8 protein-coding genes and 1 pseudogene are annotated in these 16267 nt (G+C 74.9%); 1 reads left to right on the top strand and 8 read right to left on the bottom strand.

Going from position 1 to position 16267, the window contains the following annotated elements; translation table 11 throughout:
• The 3 genes from C3486_RS15675 to C3486_RS15665 all read right to left on the bottom strand — a co-directional run bounded on the left by C3486_RS15675 (position 1) and on the right by C3486_RS15665 (position 8186).
• The gene (locus C3486_RS15675) at positions 1-3708 is read right to left on the bottom strand and encodes an ATP-dependent DNA helicase (protein WP_103833320.1); all 3708 of its coding nucleotides are present in this window, start codon (positions 3706-3708) and stop codon (positions 1-3) included.
• Positions 3709-3771: 63 nt separating this feature from the next.
• Positions 3772-7449 (bottom strand): UvrD-helicase domain-containing protein, encoded by a 3678-nt coding sequence (locus C3486_RS15670; RefSeq protein WP_374936876.1) that lies wholly within the window; start codon positions 7447-7449, stop codon positions 3772-3774.
• A gap of 329 nt (positions 7450-7778) precedes the next feature.
• Positions 7779-8186, bottom strand: coding sequence for an MGMT family protein (locus C3486_RS15665; protein ID WP_308461243.1), 408 nt, complete (start codon positions 8184-8186; stop codon positions 7779-7781).
• 443 nt (positions 8187-8629) lie between these two features.
• Here C3486_RS15665 and C3486_RS15660 point away from each other — a divergent pair, with 443 nt between their 5' ends.
• The gene (locus C3486_RS15660) at positions 8630-11416 is read left to right on the top strand and encodes a lysylphosphatidylglycerol synthase transmembrane domain-containing protein (RefSeq protein ID WP_103833317.1); all 2787 of its coding nucleotides are present in this window, start codon (positions 8630-8632) and stop codon (positions 11414-11416) included.
• A 178-nt stretch (positions 11417-11594) separates the two neighbouring features.
• On the opposite strand, the gene C3486_RS15655 is transcribed toward C3486_RS15660, so the two are convergent.
• The 5 genes and pseudogenes from C3486_RS15655 to C3486_RS37280 form a co-directional block, all read right to left on the bottom strand.
• A complete protein-coding gene (locus C3486_RS15655) occupies positions 11595-12251 on the bottom strand; it encodes a hypothetical protein (protein ID WP_103833316.1) in 657 nt (218 codons plus the stop codon).
• Positions 12252-12495: 244 nt separating this feature from the next.
• Complete coding sequence (gene moeZ, locus C3486_RS15650) at positions 12496-13674, bottom strand: adenylyltransferase/sulfurtransferase MoeZ (protein WP_103833315.1); 1179 nt, start codon at positions 13672-13674, stop codon at positions 12496-12498.
• Between the two features lie 63 nt (positions 13675-13737).
• Positions 13738-14550 (bottom strand): spherulation-specific family 4 protein, encoded by an 813-nt coding sequence (locus tag C3486_RS15645; protein WP_103833314.1) that lies wholly within the window; start codon positions 14548-14550, stop codon positions 13738-13740.
• The gene (locus tag C3486_RS15640; RefSeq protein ID WP_103833313.1) at positions 14538-15503 is read right to left on the bottom strand and encodes an NAD(P)-dependent oxidoreductase; all 966 of its coding nucleotides are present in this window, start codon (positions 15501-15503) and stop codon (positions 14538-14540) included. Before C3486_RS15640 ends, C3486_RS15645 begins: the two co-directional genes overlap by 13 nt.
• Before the next feature lie 200 nt (positions 15504-15703).
• Positions 15704-16267, bottom strand: a pseudogene (locus C3486_RS37280) (hypothetical protein); the annotation flags it as partial.

Here is a 16267-nt window from a genome sequence, read left to right as displayed (position 1 = left end):
CTATCGGCCCGCATGGGTCGTACGGTCGCCGGTCTCACCTCCGTGACCCGCCGGGTACGCCTGGTCACCGTCGTGAGCGCCGCCGGCTGCGGTCGTGTCGCCGCTGCCGCCGGGCTCCTCGCCGAGCAGGATGCGCTCCAGCTCGCGACGGCCCGGGAGGTGGGCCGGACGCACCAGCTCGCCGCTGCGGACGTACAGGAAGGCGGCGCGCACCGCGGCGAGCGGGACGCCGCGCCGCTCGGCCCAGGCGAGGCGGTACAGGGCCAGCTGGAGCGGGTCGGCGTCCTGGCTGCGGCCGGTCTTCCAGTCGACGATCTCGTAGCGGGGACCGTCGTAGCCGTCCGCCGCCTGTGGGTCGGGGTCGAGGCGGTAGACGGCGTCGATGCGGCCGCGAATGAGGCGGCCCGCGAGGGTGAGCTGGACGGGGACCTCCACTCTGTGCGGCGTGCGCTGCGCATACGGGGTGCGGGCGAACGCCTCCTTCAGTGCGGCGAGGTCCCGCTCGTCGGCGATGCCGTCCCCGTCCGGCTCCTCGGGGTCGCCGCCGGGCAGCTCCTCGGGGCCCAGCATCGGCAGCGTCAGCTCCTCGAAGCGGGACTCCACCCAGGCGTGGAAGCGGGTGCCGCGGCGCGCTGCGGGCTGCGGCGGGCGGGGCATCGGCCGGGCCAGCTCGCGCGCGAAGCCGTCCGGGTCGGCGGCCAGCCGCATCATCTGCGAGGCACTGAGCGAGGAGGGCAGCGGTACGTCCTGGACGCGGGCCCGGGAGCGGCGCAGCTCGCCCGCCAGCGCGTCGAGGTCGCGGTCCCAGGAGGCGACGGTCCGCCGCTCCTCGGGGGTCAGCGAGGCCGCGGCGTCGGCGGCGTCGCCGTCCCGCGCTGCCGGTATGGCGGCGCCGGGCGCGGTGCGCGCGGGGTGGCCGGGGTGCGAGGCGTCGTCCGGGGCGCCGTACGCCTCGTCCTCGGCATACGGGTCGTTGTACGGGTCCTCGGCGTACGTGTCCTCGCAGGGCTCGTCGTACGGGTCGCCGTGGGCCTCGTCGGGGTCTTCGGCGTACGGATCCCCGTACCGCTCCTCGTCCTCGTACGCGGGCTCCTCGGCCGGCCAGTCGGGGTCGTCCGGCGGGCCGGCCGGGCCCTGCGGCGGCTCGGCGGGCTCCGAGGGGGCCGCAGGGGTGCCGCCCTCCAGGTGCCGCACCCTGGCCAGTACGGCCTCCGCCGCGGCCCGGCGCCGGGCCATGGCCTCCGGGTCCAGCGGGAGCGGCCACTCCCCCGTGGCGTCGTCGGCGGCGGCCACGAGGGCGGGGTTCTCCGCGTCCTCCTCGGGCGGGTCGGCCCACTCCTCGACCTCGCCGTGGCCCGCCTCGCAGTGCGCGCGCAGCGCGTCCAGGAAGGCGGACGGGCCGCGCGGCCTCTTCTGGTCGGGCCCCCACCAGTGGCCGGAGCCGAGCAGGAGCGAGCGGGGGCGGGTGAACGTGACGTACCCGAGGCGCAGCTCCTCGGTGGCCTGGTGGTCCTTCATCGCCTCCTTGAAGGCCTTCAGGCCGCGGCTGTCCCACTCGGGCACGTCCGGCAGGGTGTCGGCGTCGCCGCGCAGGGCGTGCGGCAGCACCTTGGCCTGGCTGGTCCAGGACTCGCGCGCCTGGCCGCTGGGGAACTGCTTCTCGACCAGTCCCGGTACGGCGACGACGTCCCACTCCAGGCCCTTGGACTTGTGCGCGGTCAGCACCTTGACGGTGTTCTCGCCGCCCGGGAGGGAGCTGTCCAGGCCCTTCTCGTGCTGCACGGCCGTGCGGAGGAACCCGAGGAAGGCCAGCAGCGTCGCCTCGCCGTCCAGGGCGGCGAACCCCGCGGCGATGTCGAGGAAGGAGCCCAGGGTCTCGCGACGGCGCGCGGCCAGGGCGTGCGGGGAGGCGGACAGCTCGACATCGAGCCCCGTGGTGGCCAGGACCCGGTGCAGCACGTCCATCAGGGGGTCGCCGAGGGAGCGGCGCAGCTCACGCAGCTCGGCGGCGAGGTGCGCGAAGCGGACCCGGGCGGCGGCCGAGAAGGGCAGCCCGGCCCCCGGCTCGTCCTCCCCGGGGGCGCCGGGGTCCGTGCCGAGGAACGTGTCCAGGGCGTCGGCGAGCGAGATCACCTCGGCCGGGTCGGTGCCCTCCACGGCCTCGGCGAGGCGCCGCTCGGGGTCGTTGGAGGGGTCGTCGCGGTGGACGAGTGTCCGGGCGAGACGGCCCAGCAGGGCGAGGTCCCGGGGGCCGATGCGCCAGCGCGGCCCGACGAGGAGGCGGACCAGGGCGGCGTTGGCCGTGGGGTCCTGCAGCACCTCGCAGACGGCGACCAGGTCGGCGACCTCCGGAAGGTGCAGCAGGCCGGAGAGGCCCACCACCTCCACCGGGATGTCGCGGGCCACCAGCTCGCCCTGGATGCGCGCGAAATCGCCGGCCGTGCGGCACAGGACGGCGATCTCGCCGGGCGGCGTGCCGGTACGGACCAGGTGGGCCAGGGAGTCGGCGAGCCAGCGCATCTCGTCGGCGTGGGTGGGCAGCAGGGCGCAGCGCACGATGCCGTCGCGCTCCGCGCCGGGCGCGGGGCGAAGCGCCTCGACGCCTTCGTGGCGCTCGCGCAACGGGGCCGCCAGGCCGTTGGCGAGGTCCAGGAGGCGGCCGCCGCTGCGGCGGTTCTCACTGAGCGCGAAGCGGCGCGCCGGGGTGCCGTCGGCGAACGGGAAGTGCCGGGGGAAGTCGTCGAGGTTGGCGACGGAGGCGCCGCGCCAGCCGTAGATGGCCTGGCAGGGGTCGCCGACGGCGGTGACGGCGTGCCCCGTGCCCCCGCCGAAGAGCCCGGAGAGCAGCAGGCGCTGGGCCACGGAGGTGTCCTGGTACTCGTCCAGCAGGACGACGGCGAACTCCTCGCGCAGCAGCCGGCCCACCTCGGGGCGCGTGGTGGCGAGCGTGGCGGAGAGGGCGATCTGGTCGCCGAAGTCGAGGAGGTCGCGGCGGCGCTTCTCGCCGCGGTACGCCTCGACCAGTTCGAGCAGCTCCAGGCGGCCCTGCACCGCCTCGGGGACCTTGCGCAGCTCGGCGTTGCTGAGCTTGGCGGCGCCGAGCTCGGCGAGCAGCCTCGTGTCGTACGCGCGCAGCTCCTCGGGGGTGACGAGGTGCTCGGCCAGCTCCCCGTCGAGGGCGAGCAGGTCCTCCACGAGGGCGGGCAGCGAGGTGGTGAGCGCGGGATACGGGCCCGGCGCCTCGCGCAGCACCCGGGCTGCGAGCTGGAAGCGGGTGGCGTCGGCGAGCAGCCGGGCGCTGGGCTCGATCCCGATGCGCAGGCCGTGGTCCTTCAGGAGCTGGCCGGCGAAGGCGTGGTACGTGGAGATGCGGGGCTCGCCGGGGGCGTCGTCGGCGCTCCCGTGGCCGGGCGGCGCCGGGTCGGGGTCGGTCACGCCGGCGGCGAGCAGGGCGGCGCGCACCCGCTCGGCCAGCTCGCCGGCGGCCTTGTTGGTGAACGTCAGGCCGAGGACCTGCTCGGGGGCGACCTGTCCGGTGCCCACCAGCCACACCACCCGGGCGGCCATGACCGTCGTCTTGCCGGAACCGGCGCCGGCCACGATCACCTGCGGGGCGGGCGGCGCGGTGATACAGGCCAGCTGCTCCGGGGTGAACGGGATGCCCAGCAGCTGCTTGAGCTGCTCGGGGTCGGTGATGCGTGCGGACACGTCCGAGACCGTAACGGGCGGCACTGACAACGTGGCAAAACAGCCGGTCAGTGGGGCGGACCGTCACTCGACGACGTGCTGTCCCTCGGGCCGTGCCGAGCAGGAGCTCTTGAAGGCGCAGTGCGTGCAGTGCTTACCGGTCGAGGGGACGAAGCGCTCCTCCAGGACACGCCCCGCTGCCGTGGCCAGCAGCTCGCCGACCCACTCGCCCTCCAGGGGCTGCTGGGCCTGCACCACGGGGAGCGCGTCGCCGCCGTCCTTCTTGGCGGCGCCCTGCCGCAGATGCACCAGCTCCGCTCCCCCGGGCTGCGGGGTGCGGCCCCCGAAGACCTCGTCGACGGCGCCCTCCCGTACCGCGAGCTGGTACACGGCGAGCTGCGGATGCCGGGCCACCTCGGGGCCGGTCGGCCTGCTCTTGCCGGTCTTGAAGTCCACGACGTACGCGCGGCCGTCCGCGTCGGCCTCGACGCGGTCCATGCTGCCGCGGATGCGGACCGCGTACTCCTCGTCCGTCCCGGCCCGCAGCGTGACGTCGAAGCCGTGCTCGGTGGCGACCGTGGTGCGGCCGAGCTCCTCGCGCTCCATGACGTGCCAGCGCAGGAAGCGCTCCAGGGCGGCGCGCGCGTTGTCCTTCTCCTGCCGCGACTTCCAGGGCGCATCGAAGGCCAGCGCGTCCCACACCGAGTCCAGCCGCTCCATCAGGACGGCGAGGTCGGCGGGGGTACGGCCGGAGGCGACCTCGTCGGCCAGCACGTGCACCACGTTGCCGAAGCCCTGGGCCGCGGTCGCGGGCGCGTCCGCCTTGACCTCCCGGCCCAGGAACCACTGGAGCGCGCAGGCGTTCGCGAGCTGGTCGAGCGCGCTGCCCGAGAGGGCCACGGGGGTGTCCGGGTCGCGCAGCGGTACGGAGCTGTGCGTCGGCTCGTACAGGCCCCACCAGCGGTACGGATGCGCGGCGGGCACCAGGGGTCGGCCCTCCTCGTCCCGGAGCGCGGCCAGCCGGGCCAGCCGCTCCACGGCGGCCGTGCGCAGCGCTTCGGAGGCCGCGGGGTCCACGATCGTGGCGCGCAGCTCGGCCACGAGCGCGGCGACCGACAGGGGGCGGCGCGGGCGACCGGTGACGTCCACCGGGTCGACGCCCAGCTCGCTGAGGAAGCGGGAGGGCTGGTCGCCGTCGTCGGCGGCGGCCTTCACGGCGGTGACGACCAGGCGCTCCCGGGCGCGGGTCGCCGCCACGTAGAACAGCCGGCGCTCCTCGGCGAGCAGCGCCCCGGGGGTGAGCGGTGCGGCAAGGCCGTCCCGGCCGATCCGGTCGGCCTCCAGGAGCGAGCCGCGGCGGCGCAGGTCGGGCCAGAGCCCTTCCTGTACGCCGGCGACCACGACGAGGCGCCACTCCAGGCCCTTGGAGCGGTGCGCGGTCATCAGGCGCACCGCGTCGGGGCGCACCGTACGGCGGGTCAGCGTGTCGGCCGCGATGTCCTGGTTGTCCAGCTCCTCCAGGAAGTTCAGGGCGCCCCGGCCGCCGGTGCGCTCCTCGGCGCGCGCCGCGGTCTCGAAGAGGGCGACCACGGCGTCCAGGTCGCGGTCGGCGTTGCGGCCCGCGGCGCCGCCGCGCCGGGCGGCCCGTTCGAGCCGCCCCGGCCAGGGGGTGCCGTCCCACAGCTCCCACAGGGCCTGCTCGGCGGTGCCGCCGCCGGCGAGCAGCTCGCGGGCCTTGCGCAGCAGCAGCCCGAGCCGCTGGGCGCCGCGCGCGTAGGCCGGGTCGTGCGCCACGAGGCGTTCGGGCTCGTCCAGCGCCTCGGCGATCAGCACGTCCGAGGGGCGCGGCACGGCCTGTCCTGCGGCCCGCTCCTCCTCCCGGAGGGCCCGCCCGAGCCGCCGCAGGTCGGCGGCGTCCATCCCGCCGAGCGGCGAGGTGAGCAGCTCCATGGCCACCTCGGGGGCGATCCGGGTGTACGCGGCCGGGGCGTCGGTCGCGTCAGAGCCCGGGGCCCCGGCGTCGGCGGACTCGTCGCTCGCGTCGGCCCCGGCGGGCGTCACGGTCCCCTCCGCGGCCTCGTCCGGAGCCCCGGCCTCCCCGGCACCCTCGTCACCCGCCGGCTCGTCCTCGGCCTCGTCCAGCGCGTCCTGGACCGCGGCCAGCTCGTCCTGGGGCCCGTACAGCCCCTCCCCGGCGTCCGCGCCCGTCCCGTGCGTCACCGGGGCGTCCGTCGCCGCCACCCGCAGCGCCAGCAGCAGCGGGGCGACCGCGGGCTCGTGGCGCAGCGGGAGGTCGTCGCCGTCGATGTCGAGGGGGACGCCGGCCGAGGTGAGGGCGCGGCGTACGGACGGGATCGAGCGGCCGCCGGCGCGCACCAGGACGGCCATGTCCTGCCAGGGGACGCCGTCCTCCAGGTGGGCCCTGCGGAGGATGTCGGCGATGTTGTCCAGCTCGGCGCCGGCCGTCGGGTACGTGTACACCTCGACCCGGCCGCCGTCCCGCACCGGTTCCGGCTCGCGGTGCTCCCTGACCTGGCGCGCCGGCAGCCGGTTGAGCGGCATGCGCCGGGTGAGCAGCCGGGTGGCGGCGACCAGCGCGGCACCCGAACGGCGGGCGGTGCGCAGCACCTGTACGGGCGCGGGCGTGCCGTCCGCGCGCCGGAAGGTCTCCGGGAAGTCGAGGATGCCGTTGATGTCGGCACCCCGGAACGCGTAGACGGACTGGTCGGGGTCGCCGAAGGCGACCAGGGTGCGGCCGCCGCCCGCCCCGGGGCGCGCGGGCCCGTGGTTCCCGGCGAGCGCGCGCAGCAGCCGGACCTGCGCGGCATCGGTGTCCTGGTACTCGTCGACGAAGACCGCGTCGTACCGGCGCGCCAGCTCGGCCGCCACCTCGGGGCGCTCGGCGAGCAGCACCGCGCGGTGCACCAGCTCGGCGTAGTCCAGCACGCCCTGGGCGTCCAGCACGTCGAGGTACTCGGCGAGGAAGCCGGCGGCGGCGCCCCAGTCGGGCCGCCCCGTACGGCGCGCGAAGTCGCCGAGCGCGTCCGGGCCGAGGCCCAGCTCGCGGCTGCGCGCGAGCACGGCGCGCACCTCGTCGGCGAAGCCGCGGGTGGTCAGACAGGCGCGCAGCTCGTCCGGCCAGCCGACCAGCGCGCGGTCCTCGCGGGCCAGCTCGGCCTGGCCCGCCAGCAGCTCGCGGACGACGAGGTCCTGCTCGGGGCCGGAGAGCAGGCGCAGCGGGTCGGCGAAGAGGTCGGCGTCCTGATGGGCGCGGACCAGCGCGTAACAGAAGGAGTGGAAGGTGGTGGCCTGCGGGCCGCCCGTCCGGTGCACGGGGGCAGGCGCGGGCGCGCCGCCGGCGTCACGCGCCCTGTTGCCCTCGCCGGGTGCCTCCTCGCCCTCGCCGGGTGCCGCGCCGTCCGCGTACGGCGTGTCCGGCCCGTCCGGGGGCTCGTGGCTCAGCCGGGCCGCCATCCGGTCGCGCAGCTCCACGGCGGCCTTGCGGCTGAAGGTGAGGACGAGGATCCGCTCCGGGTCGGTGCCCTCGCGCACCCGCCGGGTGACCGCCTCGACGAGCGTCGTGGTCTTGCCCGTACCGGGACCGGCGAGCACCAGCAGCGGGCCGTCCTCGTGGTCAACCACCGCGCGCTGGCGTGCGTCCAAGGCAGGAGGACGGACCGCCTCCGGGCGCGTGCGGACCAGGCGGTACGCGCCGGGGGCATCCCGGCGCGCCGGCCGCGGGTACGGCCGGGGCTCCGGAATCGCCGAGGGGGAGGAACTCACGTGGATCGCCTGTGCAGGGGTCTGGGGTGCGGTTGCGGTGGTACTGGGGTCCTGGTGTGCGGATGCGGTGGAGACGGGTGTCCGGCGAGTGATGCCGGGCGCCCGGTCTGCGGTGATGCTGGTGTTACGGACAAGGATTGCCGATGCGAGCGGTGCTGAAGTGTGAGGTGGTATGGGTGGTGGTGTCCGTCGTGGTGGCTGCGCCCGACGCTACGCCACGCGGCGCACGAGCCGCAGCGCGTCCCGCGACGGGACGGCGGGAACGGGCGGCCGCGCGCACCTCGTACGCGCCCCCGGGAGCAGTGTGCTCAGTCCGCGCCGCCCGGAGCGCCGCCCGCGCCCGGCTCGCTGCCGTCCCACCGTGCCCGCGCCATGTCCAGCCGCGGCATCGTGCGCTCCTCGCGGGAGCCGGCCGTGCGCGTCGGCTCGCGCAGCGGCGTGCCCTCGGTGCGGTAGTGCTGGAGCGCGCGCCGCTCGCTGCCCGGCAGCAGGACGCCGTCCGCGCGGACGACGCGCCACCACGGCACGGCGCCGCCGTACAGCGCCATCACGCGTCCCACCTGCCGCGGCCCGCCGTCACCGAGGTACTCGGCGACGTCCCCGTAGGTCATCACCCGGCCCGGCGGAATCCGCTCGGCCACGTCGAGCACGCGGTCCGCGTACTCCGGCAGCTCGCCGCCCGGGGCGCCACTCCCGCTCTCTCCGGTCCCACTCATTCGGCCCATCCTGCCGCACGCCACCGACAACGCCCCTCGTTCCCCGCCACGGCGGTGACGGCGCGTGCACGGACGGCCGACGCGGCGTACGCTGCGCTTCCCGCGCCCCCGAAATGCACCCTGATGCCCCCCTCCGCACCAGGGCCGTGCCACCATCTTCCGGGCGGTGACTGGTGATACGAGATCAAGAAGAGACGGCTGAGCAGCATCAGAGCGCGGCGCCTCCAGGGGAGGCGGGCGCTCCTGAGGCGCTGCCGCGGTCCGGGGGCAGCACCGCCGACCACGGCTCCACAGGATCCGACAGCAGCGACACCGACCACACGCCCCGGCCCGACACCGGGGCCGAGACCGACGGAACGAGCAAGAGGAAGCCGGAGCAGCAGGACCAGCCGGAGCAGACACCGGGACAGCCGCTACGACGGGGAAGGGCTTCCACGACCGACATGGCAAGTACGACCGAGCAGGCCGGGCGGGCCGACGTGCCCGAGGGCACGGGGGCTGCCGCCGGCCGCACTCCGAAGGACGAGCGCCCGCCACCGGGTGCGTCGCGCGACGACGCCTCAGGGCAGGACGCCGACAGACCGGGCGCCGCGAAGGTCCCCCGTACGGAGCGGACCGACCGCCCCGACAGGGCGGGCCGTGCCGCCGGCGAGTGCCCCGGCAGCGAGTTCCACGTCGACCACGTCTCGGGTGACGAGCCGCTGCTGCCCGCACGTGTGCACCGCCCCTTCGACCTGCTGCGCTTCCTGCTCGGCATCGTCGGGATCGCGCTGGTCCTGGGGCTGGCGACGTTCGCGCACGGCACGACGCAGGGCCTGGAGAACGACATCGGCAAGGGGGCCGGACAGGCGCCCCAGCTACTGATCACCTTCGCCGGACTGACCGCGAGCATTGCGGTACTGATCGTTCCGGTGGCGTTCGCGATCGAACGGCTGATCAAACGGGACGGCCTCCGGATCGCGGACGGCGTACTCGCGGCCGTACTGGCCCACGGGGTGTCGCTCGCGACGGACCTCTGGGTGGCCGAGGCCGCGCCGGAGTCCATCCGGGACGCGCTCACCCAGCCGCTGGGCAACGGGGCCATCACCGCCCCCGTGCACAGTTACCTCGCACCCGTCATCGCCTACATGACGGCCGTCGGCATGTCCCGTAGGCCGCGCTGGCGCGTGGCCATGTGGTGCGTGCTGCTGCTCGACGCCTTCGCGGTGCTCGTCGGCCGGTACACCACGCCGTTCGCCATCGTCACGACCGTGCTGATCGGGTACACGGTCGCCTTCGGCACGCTGTACGCGGTCGGCTCCCCGAACGTCCGGCCCACCGGCCAGAACCTCCTCGCCGGCCTGCGCCGCGTCGGCTTCCGGCCGGTCAGCGCGCTGCGCGCGGAGGACACCGCGTACCCGGAGCACTCCGACCGCGGCCGCCGGTACATCGTCACCCTGGAGGACGGCCCGCCCATCGACGTCACCGTCGTGGACCGGGAGCAGCAGGCGCAGGGCTTCTTCTACCGCGTGTGGCGGCGGCTCTCCTTGCGCGGCATCAACCAGCGCCGCAGCCTCCAGTCGCTGCGCCAGGCGCTGGAGCAGGAGGCGCTGCTGGCGTACGCGGCGATCGCCGCCGGGGCGAACGCGCCGAAGCTGATCGCCACCTCCGAGCTGGGCCCGGACGCCGTGATGCTCGTGTACGAGCACGTCGGGGGCCGCACCCTGGACGCGCTCGCGGACGACGAGATCACCGACGAGCTGATGGACAACGCCTGGCAGCAGGTCGCCGCGCTGCAGTCGCGACGCATCGCGCACCGGCGGCTGGTCGGTGACGCGCTGCTGGTGGATCGTTCCGGCACGGTCGTCCTGACCGATCTGCGCGGCGGCGAGATCGCCGCCGGTGACGTGGTGCTGCGGATGGACGTCGCGCAGCTGCTCACCACGCTGGGCCTGCGGGTCGGCGCGGAGCGCAGCGTGCAGGCGGCGGTCGAGGTGCTCGGCCCGGACGCGGTGGCGGACAGCCTGCCGCTGCTGCAGCCGATCGCGCTCAGCCGGACGACCAGGGCCACGCTGCGCCACCTGGCCAGGGAACGGGCCAAGCGGGAGCGTGAGGCCGTCCTGGCGGCCTCCCAGGCGGCCAAGGCCGCCAAGGCGGCCGAGGGCCGCACGGACCGCAAGACGCTGCGCGCCGAGAAGAACGCCGAGAAGCGGGCGCTGGACGAGGCGATGGAGGAGGCCCGCGAGGAGGACCTGCTCTCCCAGATCCGCCGCCAGGTGCTCCTGATCCGGCCGACCGCACCGGTGGAACCGGCCAAACTGGAGCGGATCAGCCCGCGCACGCTGGTCAGCTGGATCGCGGGCGCCTTCGCCGCGTACTTCCTGCTCTCGCAGCTCACCCACGTGAAGTTCGACCAGGTCATCGGCGAGGCGAACTGGGGCTGGGTGGCGGCCGCGCTGGTCTTCTCGGCGCTGACCTACATCGCGGCGGCGCTCAGCCTGCTCGGCTTCGTCCCCGAGAAGGTCTCCTTCCTCCGGACGGTGATCGCACAGGTCGCGGGCAACTTCGTGAAGCTGGTCGCGCCGGCCGCGGTGGGCGGCGTGGCGCTCAACGCGCGCTTCCTGCAGCGGGCCGGCATCCGGCCGGGCCTCGCGGTGGCGAGCGTGGGCGCTTCCCAGCTGTTCGGTCTCGGCAGCCACATCCTGCTGCTGCTGACCTTCGGCTATCTGACCGGTACGGAACGCACGCCGTCGCTGTCGCCGTCCCGTACGGTCATCGCCGGCCTGCTGACGGCGGCGGTGCTGGCCCTGGTGGTCACGGCCATCCCGGCGCTGCGCAAGTTCGTCGTCACCCGGGTGCGGTCGCTGTTCGCCGGTGTGGTGCCGCGCATGCTCGACGTGCTGCAGCGGCCGAAGAAGCTGGTCACCGGCATCGGCGGGATGCTGCTGCTGACGGCGGCGAACGTGATGTGCCTGGACGCCTCGATCCGCGCCTTCGGGGGCGGCGACCAGATCTCCTACGCGAGCATCGCGGTCGTCTTCCTCGCGGGCAACGCGCTCGGCTCGGCGGCACCCACGCCGGGCGGCGTCGGCGCCGTGGAACTGGCCCTGACCGGTCTGCTGACGGCTGCCGGGCTGGGCAGTGACACGGCCCTGTCGGCGGTGCTGCTGTTCCGGCTGATGACGTTCTGGCTGCCGGTCCTGCCGGGCTGGCTGTCCTTCACGTTCCTGACGCGCAAGGGAGCGCTGTGACGCGCCCGGCGGGCCGGGAAGCGCGGTGATCGAAGGCGTACGGAGGCAGGCGGCACGCGCCTCCTCCGTACGCAGCGGCACGCGCCGTCTCCGTACGCAGCGGGGCGCGGCCCCTTCGTACACGGCGCGGCGCGGCCCCTCCGTACGCAGCGGGCCGCGCGTCCCGTAGATCGGCCGGTCAGTCGTCCCAGAAGGGGCGGGCGCGGGCCGCGGCCGCCGCGATCTCCGCGCCGTCCAGCGGCGTGAAGGTCAGGTCCACGCCCAGCAGGGGCCACTTCACCGCCAGTTCGAAGAGCTGCGGCGGGGGCAGCGGCCACAGCCAGAGCGCGTACTCGCTGTCGATGTTCTCGCCGGAGCTGCCGCCGCCCTCCTCGTTCAGGCTCAGCACCGGCCGGTCCGGGCGCTGTCCCGGCCACTCGTCCTCGTCGTCGCGCTCGTCGACGGTGGTCACCACGGAGCCGTCAGCGAAGCGCACCCCGAAGCGCAGCAGCCCGTCCGGGTGCCGGCCCTGCGCGGCCGCTGCCTCCGCCTCTGCGACCTGCCAGGGGTCGTCGTCGTACCCCCAGATCCCGCGGGAGACCAGCGCCCACTCCTCGCGGCTCATGCCGGGGCGGCGCCGGGCGCGCAGCCGCAGCCGGATCTCCACGCCGTCCGCGTAGGCGACTGCCTGGGTCGCGACGATGGCGAGGTGGTCGTTGCGGGCCAGCACCCGCTCCAGCGGCACGATGCCGCCGATGATGTCCTCGGGCGCGCCCTCCCAGGGCACGCGGTCGAACCCCGTCTCCTCGATGGGCTCTTCGTCTCTCGGCCGCGGCGGCGGGAAGAAGTCGTCCATGCGGCAACGGTACGGCGGTGCCATCAGGCCGCGGTACCGGTTTACGGCGCGGCCGGAAAGCCCCGCGCCCGCGCGGCGCCCTGGCGTCCCCGGGCGCACCCGCCCGCGCGGAACCGGTGGCACGAGCGCTTCCGTACGCCCGTCGGCGCACACCCGCAGCCGCACGCCCCGGCACCCGCTCAGCATGCGGAAGGCCCGTCCGCATCGCGGACGGGCCTTCCTGCGCTCCAGTGGGCGCGGACGGTCAGTAGACCGGCTTCTCCGGCTCGATCTGGTTGACCCAGCCGATGACGCCGCCACCGACGTGCACCGCGTCCGAGAAGCCCGCGGACTTCAGGACCGCGAGGACCTCGGCGGAGCGGACGCCCGTCTTGCAGTGCAGGACGATCTTCTTGTCCTGCGGCAGGTCCTGGAGGGCGTTGCCCATCAGGAACTCGTTCTTCGGGATCAGCTTGGCGCCGGGGATCGAGACGATCTCGTACTCGTTCGGCTCGCGGACGTCGATGATCTCGATCTTCTCGTCGCCGTCGATCATCTCCTTGAGCTGCTTCGGAGTGATCGTCGAGCCGAGCGCCGCCTCCTGGGCCTCGTCCGACACGACGCCGCAGAAGGCCTCGTAGTCGATGAGCTCGGTGACGGTGGCGTTCGGGCCGCAGACCGCGCAGTTCGGGTCCTTGCGGACCTTGACCTGGCGGTAGGTCATCTCCAGCGCGTCGTAGATCATCAGACGACCGACCAGCGGGTCACCGATGCCGGCGAGCAGCTTGATGGCCTCGTTGACCTGGATGGAGCCGATCGAGGCGCACAGCACGCCGAGGACGCCGCCCTCGGCGCAGGAGGGCACCATGCCCGGCGGCGGGGGCTCCGGGTACAGGCAGCGGTAGCAGGGACCGTGCTCGGACCAGAAGACCGACGCCTGGCCGTCGAAGCGGTAGATCGAGCCCCACACGTACGGCTTGTTCAGCAGCACGCAGGCGTCGTTCACCAAGTAACGGGTGGCGAAGTTGTCCGTACCGTCGACGATCAGGTCGTACTGCGCGAAGAGGTCCATGACGTTGGAGGAGTCAAGGCGCTCTTGGTGCAGGTTGACCGTGACGTACGGGTTGATGCCGAGGACGCTGTCCTTGGCGGACTCCGCCTTGGAGCGGCCGATGTCCGCCTGGCTGTGGATGATCTGGCGCTGCAGGTTCGACTCGTCGACCTCGTCGAACTCCACGATGCCGAGCGTGCCCACGCCCGCCGCGGCCAGGTACATCAGCGCGGGCGAGCCCAGGCCACCGGCGCCGACACACAGCACCTTGGCGTTCTTCAGCCGCTTCTGCCCGTCCATCCCGACATCAGGGATGATCAGGTGGCGGGAGTACCTGCGGACCTCGTCGACGGTGAGCTCCGAAGCGGGCTCTACCAGGGGTGGCAGCGACACGGGGACTCCGTTGGTCGGTAATTCATTACGGTGGTTCTTCCCGTAACACTGCCACGCCCTTCTTCATTCCGAGACACCCGGTCCGATTCGCGAGACGAATTCGTCCCAGTACCCGGGCAGCGTCTGCCAGGCGTCCCCGCCACCCGTGTCCCGGTGATCGGTGAAGAAGACGGTGCCGGCGCCCTGCCAGCGGGCGATGCGCAGCGCCTCCTCCAGGTGGGTGCGGGGCACCCCGTGCACCAGATGGCAGAACCGCTCGGGCGGATGGTCGGCGGTCCACTCCGCCACCTGTGACCAGCGGTATTCCGTCCACGGACCGGCGAAGGTGACCAGCTGGTCGGCGCACTCCGCGTACCCGGCGCAGGGGTGCGCGCCGTGCCGGAAGACGAGGTACGCGTCGTCCCTCAGGGCCCGCAGCGTGGTGGCGACGCGGCGGGTCTCGGCGAGGTGTGTCCGCTCTGTGGGACAGCGGTCCAGGATGAAGCCGTCCACGCCGTACCAGTCGAGGTACCGGTGCGCCTCGGAGATCAGCTCGCCGAAGCTCCGGTCACCGTGCGCCGCGTCCAGATGGCCGAGCAGCCGGGGCCGCCGCCCGCCCGCGAAGCCGGCCGGCGCCCCGGCGGCCTCCCGGAGCCGGCCCGCCGCCTCCAGGCAGTGCGGATCCGGCCGCGAGCCGGGCCCGTCGGCGACGTTCAGCACCGCCCAGTGCAGCGGTCCGCCGCCGTACGGATGCGGGCCCTCCCGGGCCAGCCGGCGCAGCTCGCCCCACTCGGCAGGGGCGAGCAGCGGATGTCCGTAGCCGGGGACGCCGACCCCGAACGGGCCGGCGCCGAGGGCCGCCGTCAGGCTCGGGGTCGGCGCGGTCAGATGCGACATGCGGCCTCCATCCAGATGTCGGCGAGCGACTCCTCCAGCCCGATGCGCGGGCGCCAGCCGAGCCGGTCGCGGGCGGTGCGGACGTCGGCCTGCTGCCAGCTGCCGCAGCCGTCCGGGTACGGGTAGGCGGGCAGCCCCGCGCCGTGGTGGTCGCCGCCCTGGCCCGGGATCGGAACGCGCCCGGGGGCATGGCCGGGCGGCGCGTCGAGCTCGTGCAGCGCGCCGCCGAACCCGGCGACCCTGGCGAGCACGGCGGCGGCCTCACGAAGACGTACGGCCTTGCCGGTGCCGATGTTCACCACTCCCTGGGCGGCGGACAGCGAGGCGGCGTGCACGGCGCGCGCCACGTCGCGTACATCGACGAAGTCGCGCTGCACGCCGAGGCCGCCGAGCTTCAGCTCGCCCTCGCCGGACTGGATGGCGCGGCGCATCGCCTCGGCGAGCCGGCCCAGCGGGGACCCGGCCGGCGTGCCGGGGCCGACCGGCGAGAACACCCGCAGCACGACCGCGTCCAGACCGGAGCCCAGGACCAGCTCGGTGGCCGCGAGCTTGCTCACGCCGTACGGGCCGCCGGGACGCGGCACGGCGTCCTCGGCCGTGGAGGAGCCGGGCTGCGAGGGCCCGTACTCGGAAGCGCAGCCGAGGTGCACCAGACGGGCGCCGCATCCGCTGCGCCGGAGTGACTCGCAGATCGTGGCGACCGCGACGGTGTTGTGCCGGGTCAGGTCGCGGGCGCCGCCGCGGGTCGCGCCCGCGCAGTTGATCACGACGCCCGGGTGCACCGCGTCGAGGAAGCGGGTGAGCGCGCCGGGACTGCCCGTGGCCAGGTCGAAGCGGACGTCGGCGTCGTCGCCGCGGCCGAGCGCGGTGAGCTGGACGGCGGGGTCGGCGAGCAGCCGGTCGGCGACGTGCCGGCCGAGGTACCCGTTGGCACCGACAAGCAGAACCCTCATCGCGCGGCCCCCAGTTCTCGGGCGGCCGGAACGGCGGCGGACTGCTCCCGTACGGCCGGGAGAGCTGCGGCCGGCTCTCGTACGAGCGGACCTCGTACGGCGTGGTGGACGGTCATCTGCGAGGGCTCCTCAGAGGGGGTCGTGAAGGGTCGAAGGAGGGAGCGGGGGGTGGCGGCTACGCGGCTCGGGAGTCGCGTGGTTCAGGGGGCGGTCGCCGCGGACGGGCCGGGCGGCGGGGTGGGGGCGTCGGGCCGGAGCGTGGCCGTGCCGGGCGCCGCTGAGTGCGCCGACGCGCCGGTCAAGGCGCGCAGCCCGTACGCCAACAGACCGAGCGCTGCGGCGGTGCAGGCGGCTGCCGGGACGACGGCGGGGCCGAGCAGCCCGGCCGCCTCGGTCACGGGCCGGGCCACCGCCTCCAGCCCCGGGAGCCGCCCGGCGGGGAGCGTGGCGAGGGCCACCGCCTCCAGCGCGCCGGCGGCGGCCAGGCCGGCGCCCGCCGCGGCCGGGAAACCGTGAACGGTCAGGAGGCGGGCGAGGAAGAGCAGCGCGGCGAGCGCCAGGGCAGCGGCGAAGGGGCCGAGCGCGGCGGGCGACAGCCGGGCGGGACCGGTACCGGACGTACCGGTCAGCAGGCCGGCGGCGGCCAGCAGCACTGCGGCCGCGCCCAGGAAGAGCAGCACCGTGCCGACCAGCAGGGGCCGCATGCGGTCGGCGAACTCGCCGAGGCCGCGGCTGGCCGCGAGCCGGCGCCGTCCCTGTACGGC

This window comes from Streptomyces sp. Ru73 (assembly GCF_002920575.1).
GTDB lineage: Bacteria > Actinomycetota > Actinomycetes > Streptomycetales > Streptomycetaceae > Streptomyces.
The sequence above is the reverse complement of the archived record's forward strand: the minus strand, read 5'-3'. Positions and strand labels throughout refer to the sequence as shown.

Excerpts from the sequence above, each read along its gene's own strand:
- C3486_RS15665 (WP_308461243.1), bottom strand. The coding sequence starts at position 8,186 with ATGAGTGGGACCGGAGAGAGCGGGAGTGGCGCCCCGGGCGGCGAGCTG.
- C3486_RS15660 (WP_103833317.1), top strand. The coding sequence starts at position 8,630 with ATGGCAAGTACGACCGAGCAGGCCGGGCGGGCCGACGTGCCCGAGGGC.
- C3486_RS15655 (WP_103833316.1), bottom strand. The coding sequence starts at position 12,251 with ATGGACGACTTCTTCCCGCCGCCGCGGCCGAGAGACGAAGAGCCCATC.
- C3486_RS15645 (WP_103833314.1), bottom strand. The coding sequence starts at position 14,550 with ATGTCGCATCTGACCGCGCCGACCCCGAGCCTGACGGCGGCCCTCGGC.
- C3486_RS15640 (WP_103833313.1), bottom strand. The coding sequence starts at position 15,503 with ATGAGGGTTCTGCTTGTCGGTGCCAACGGGTACCTCGGCCGGCACGTC.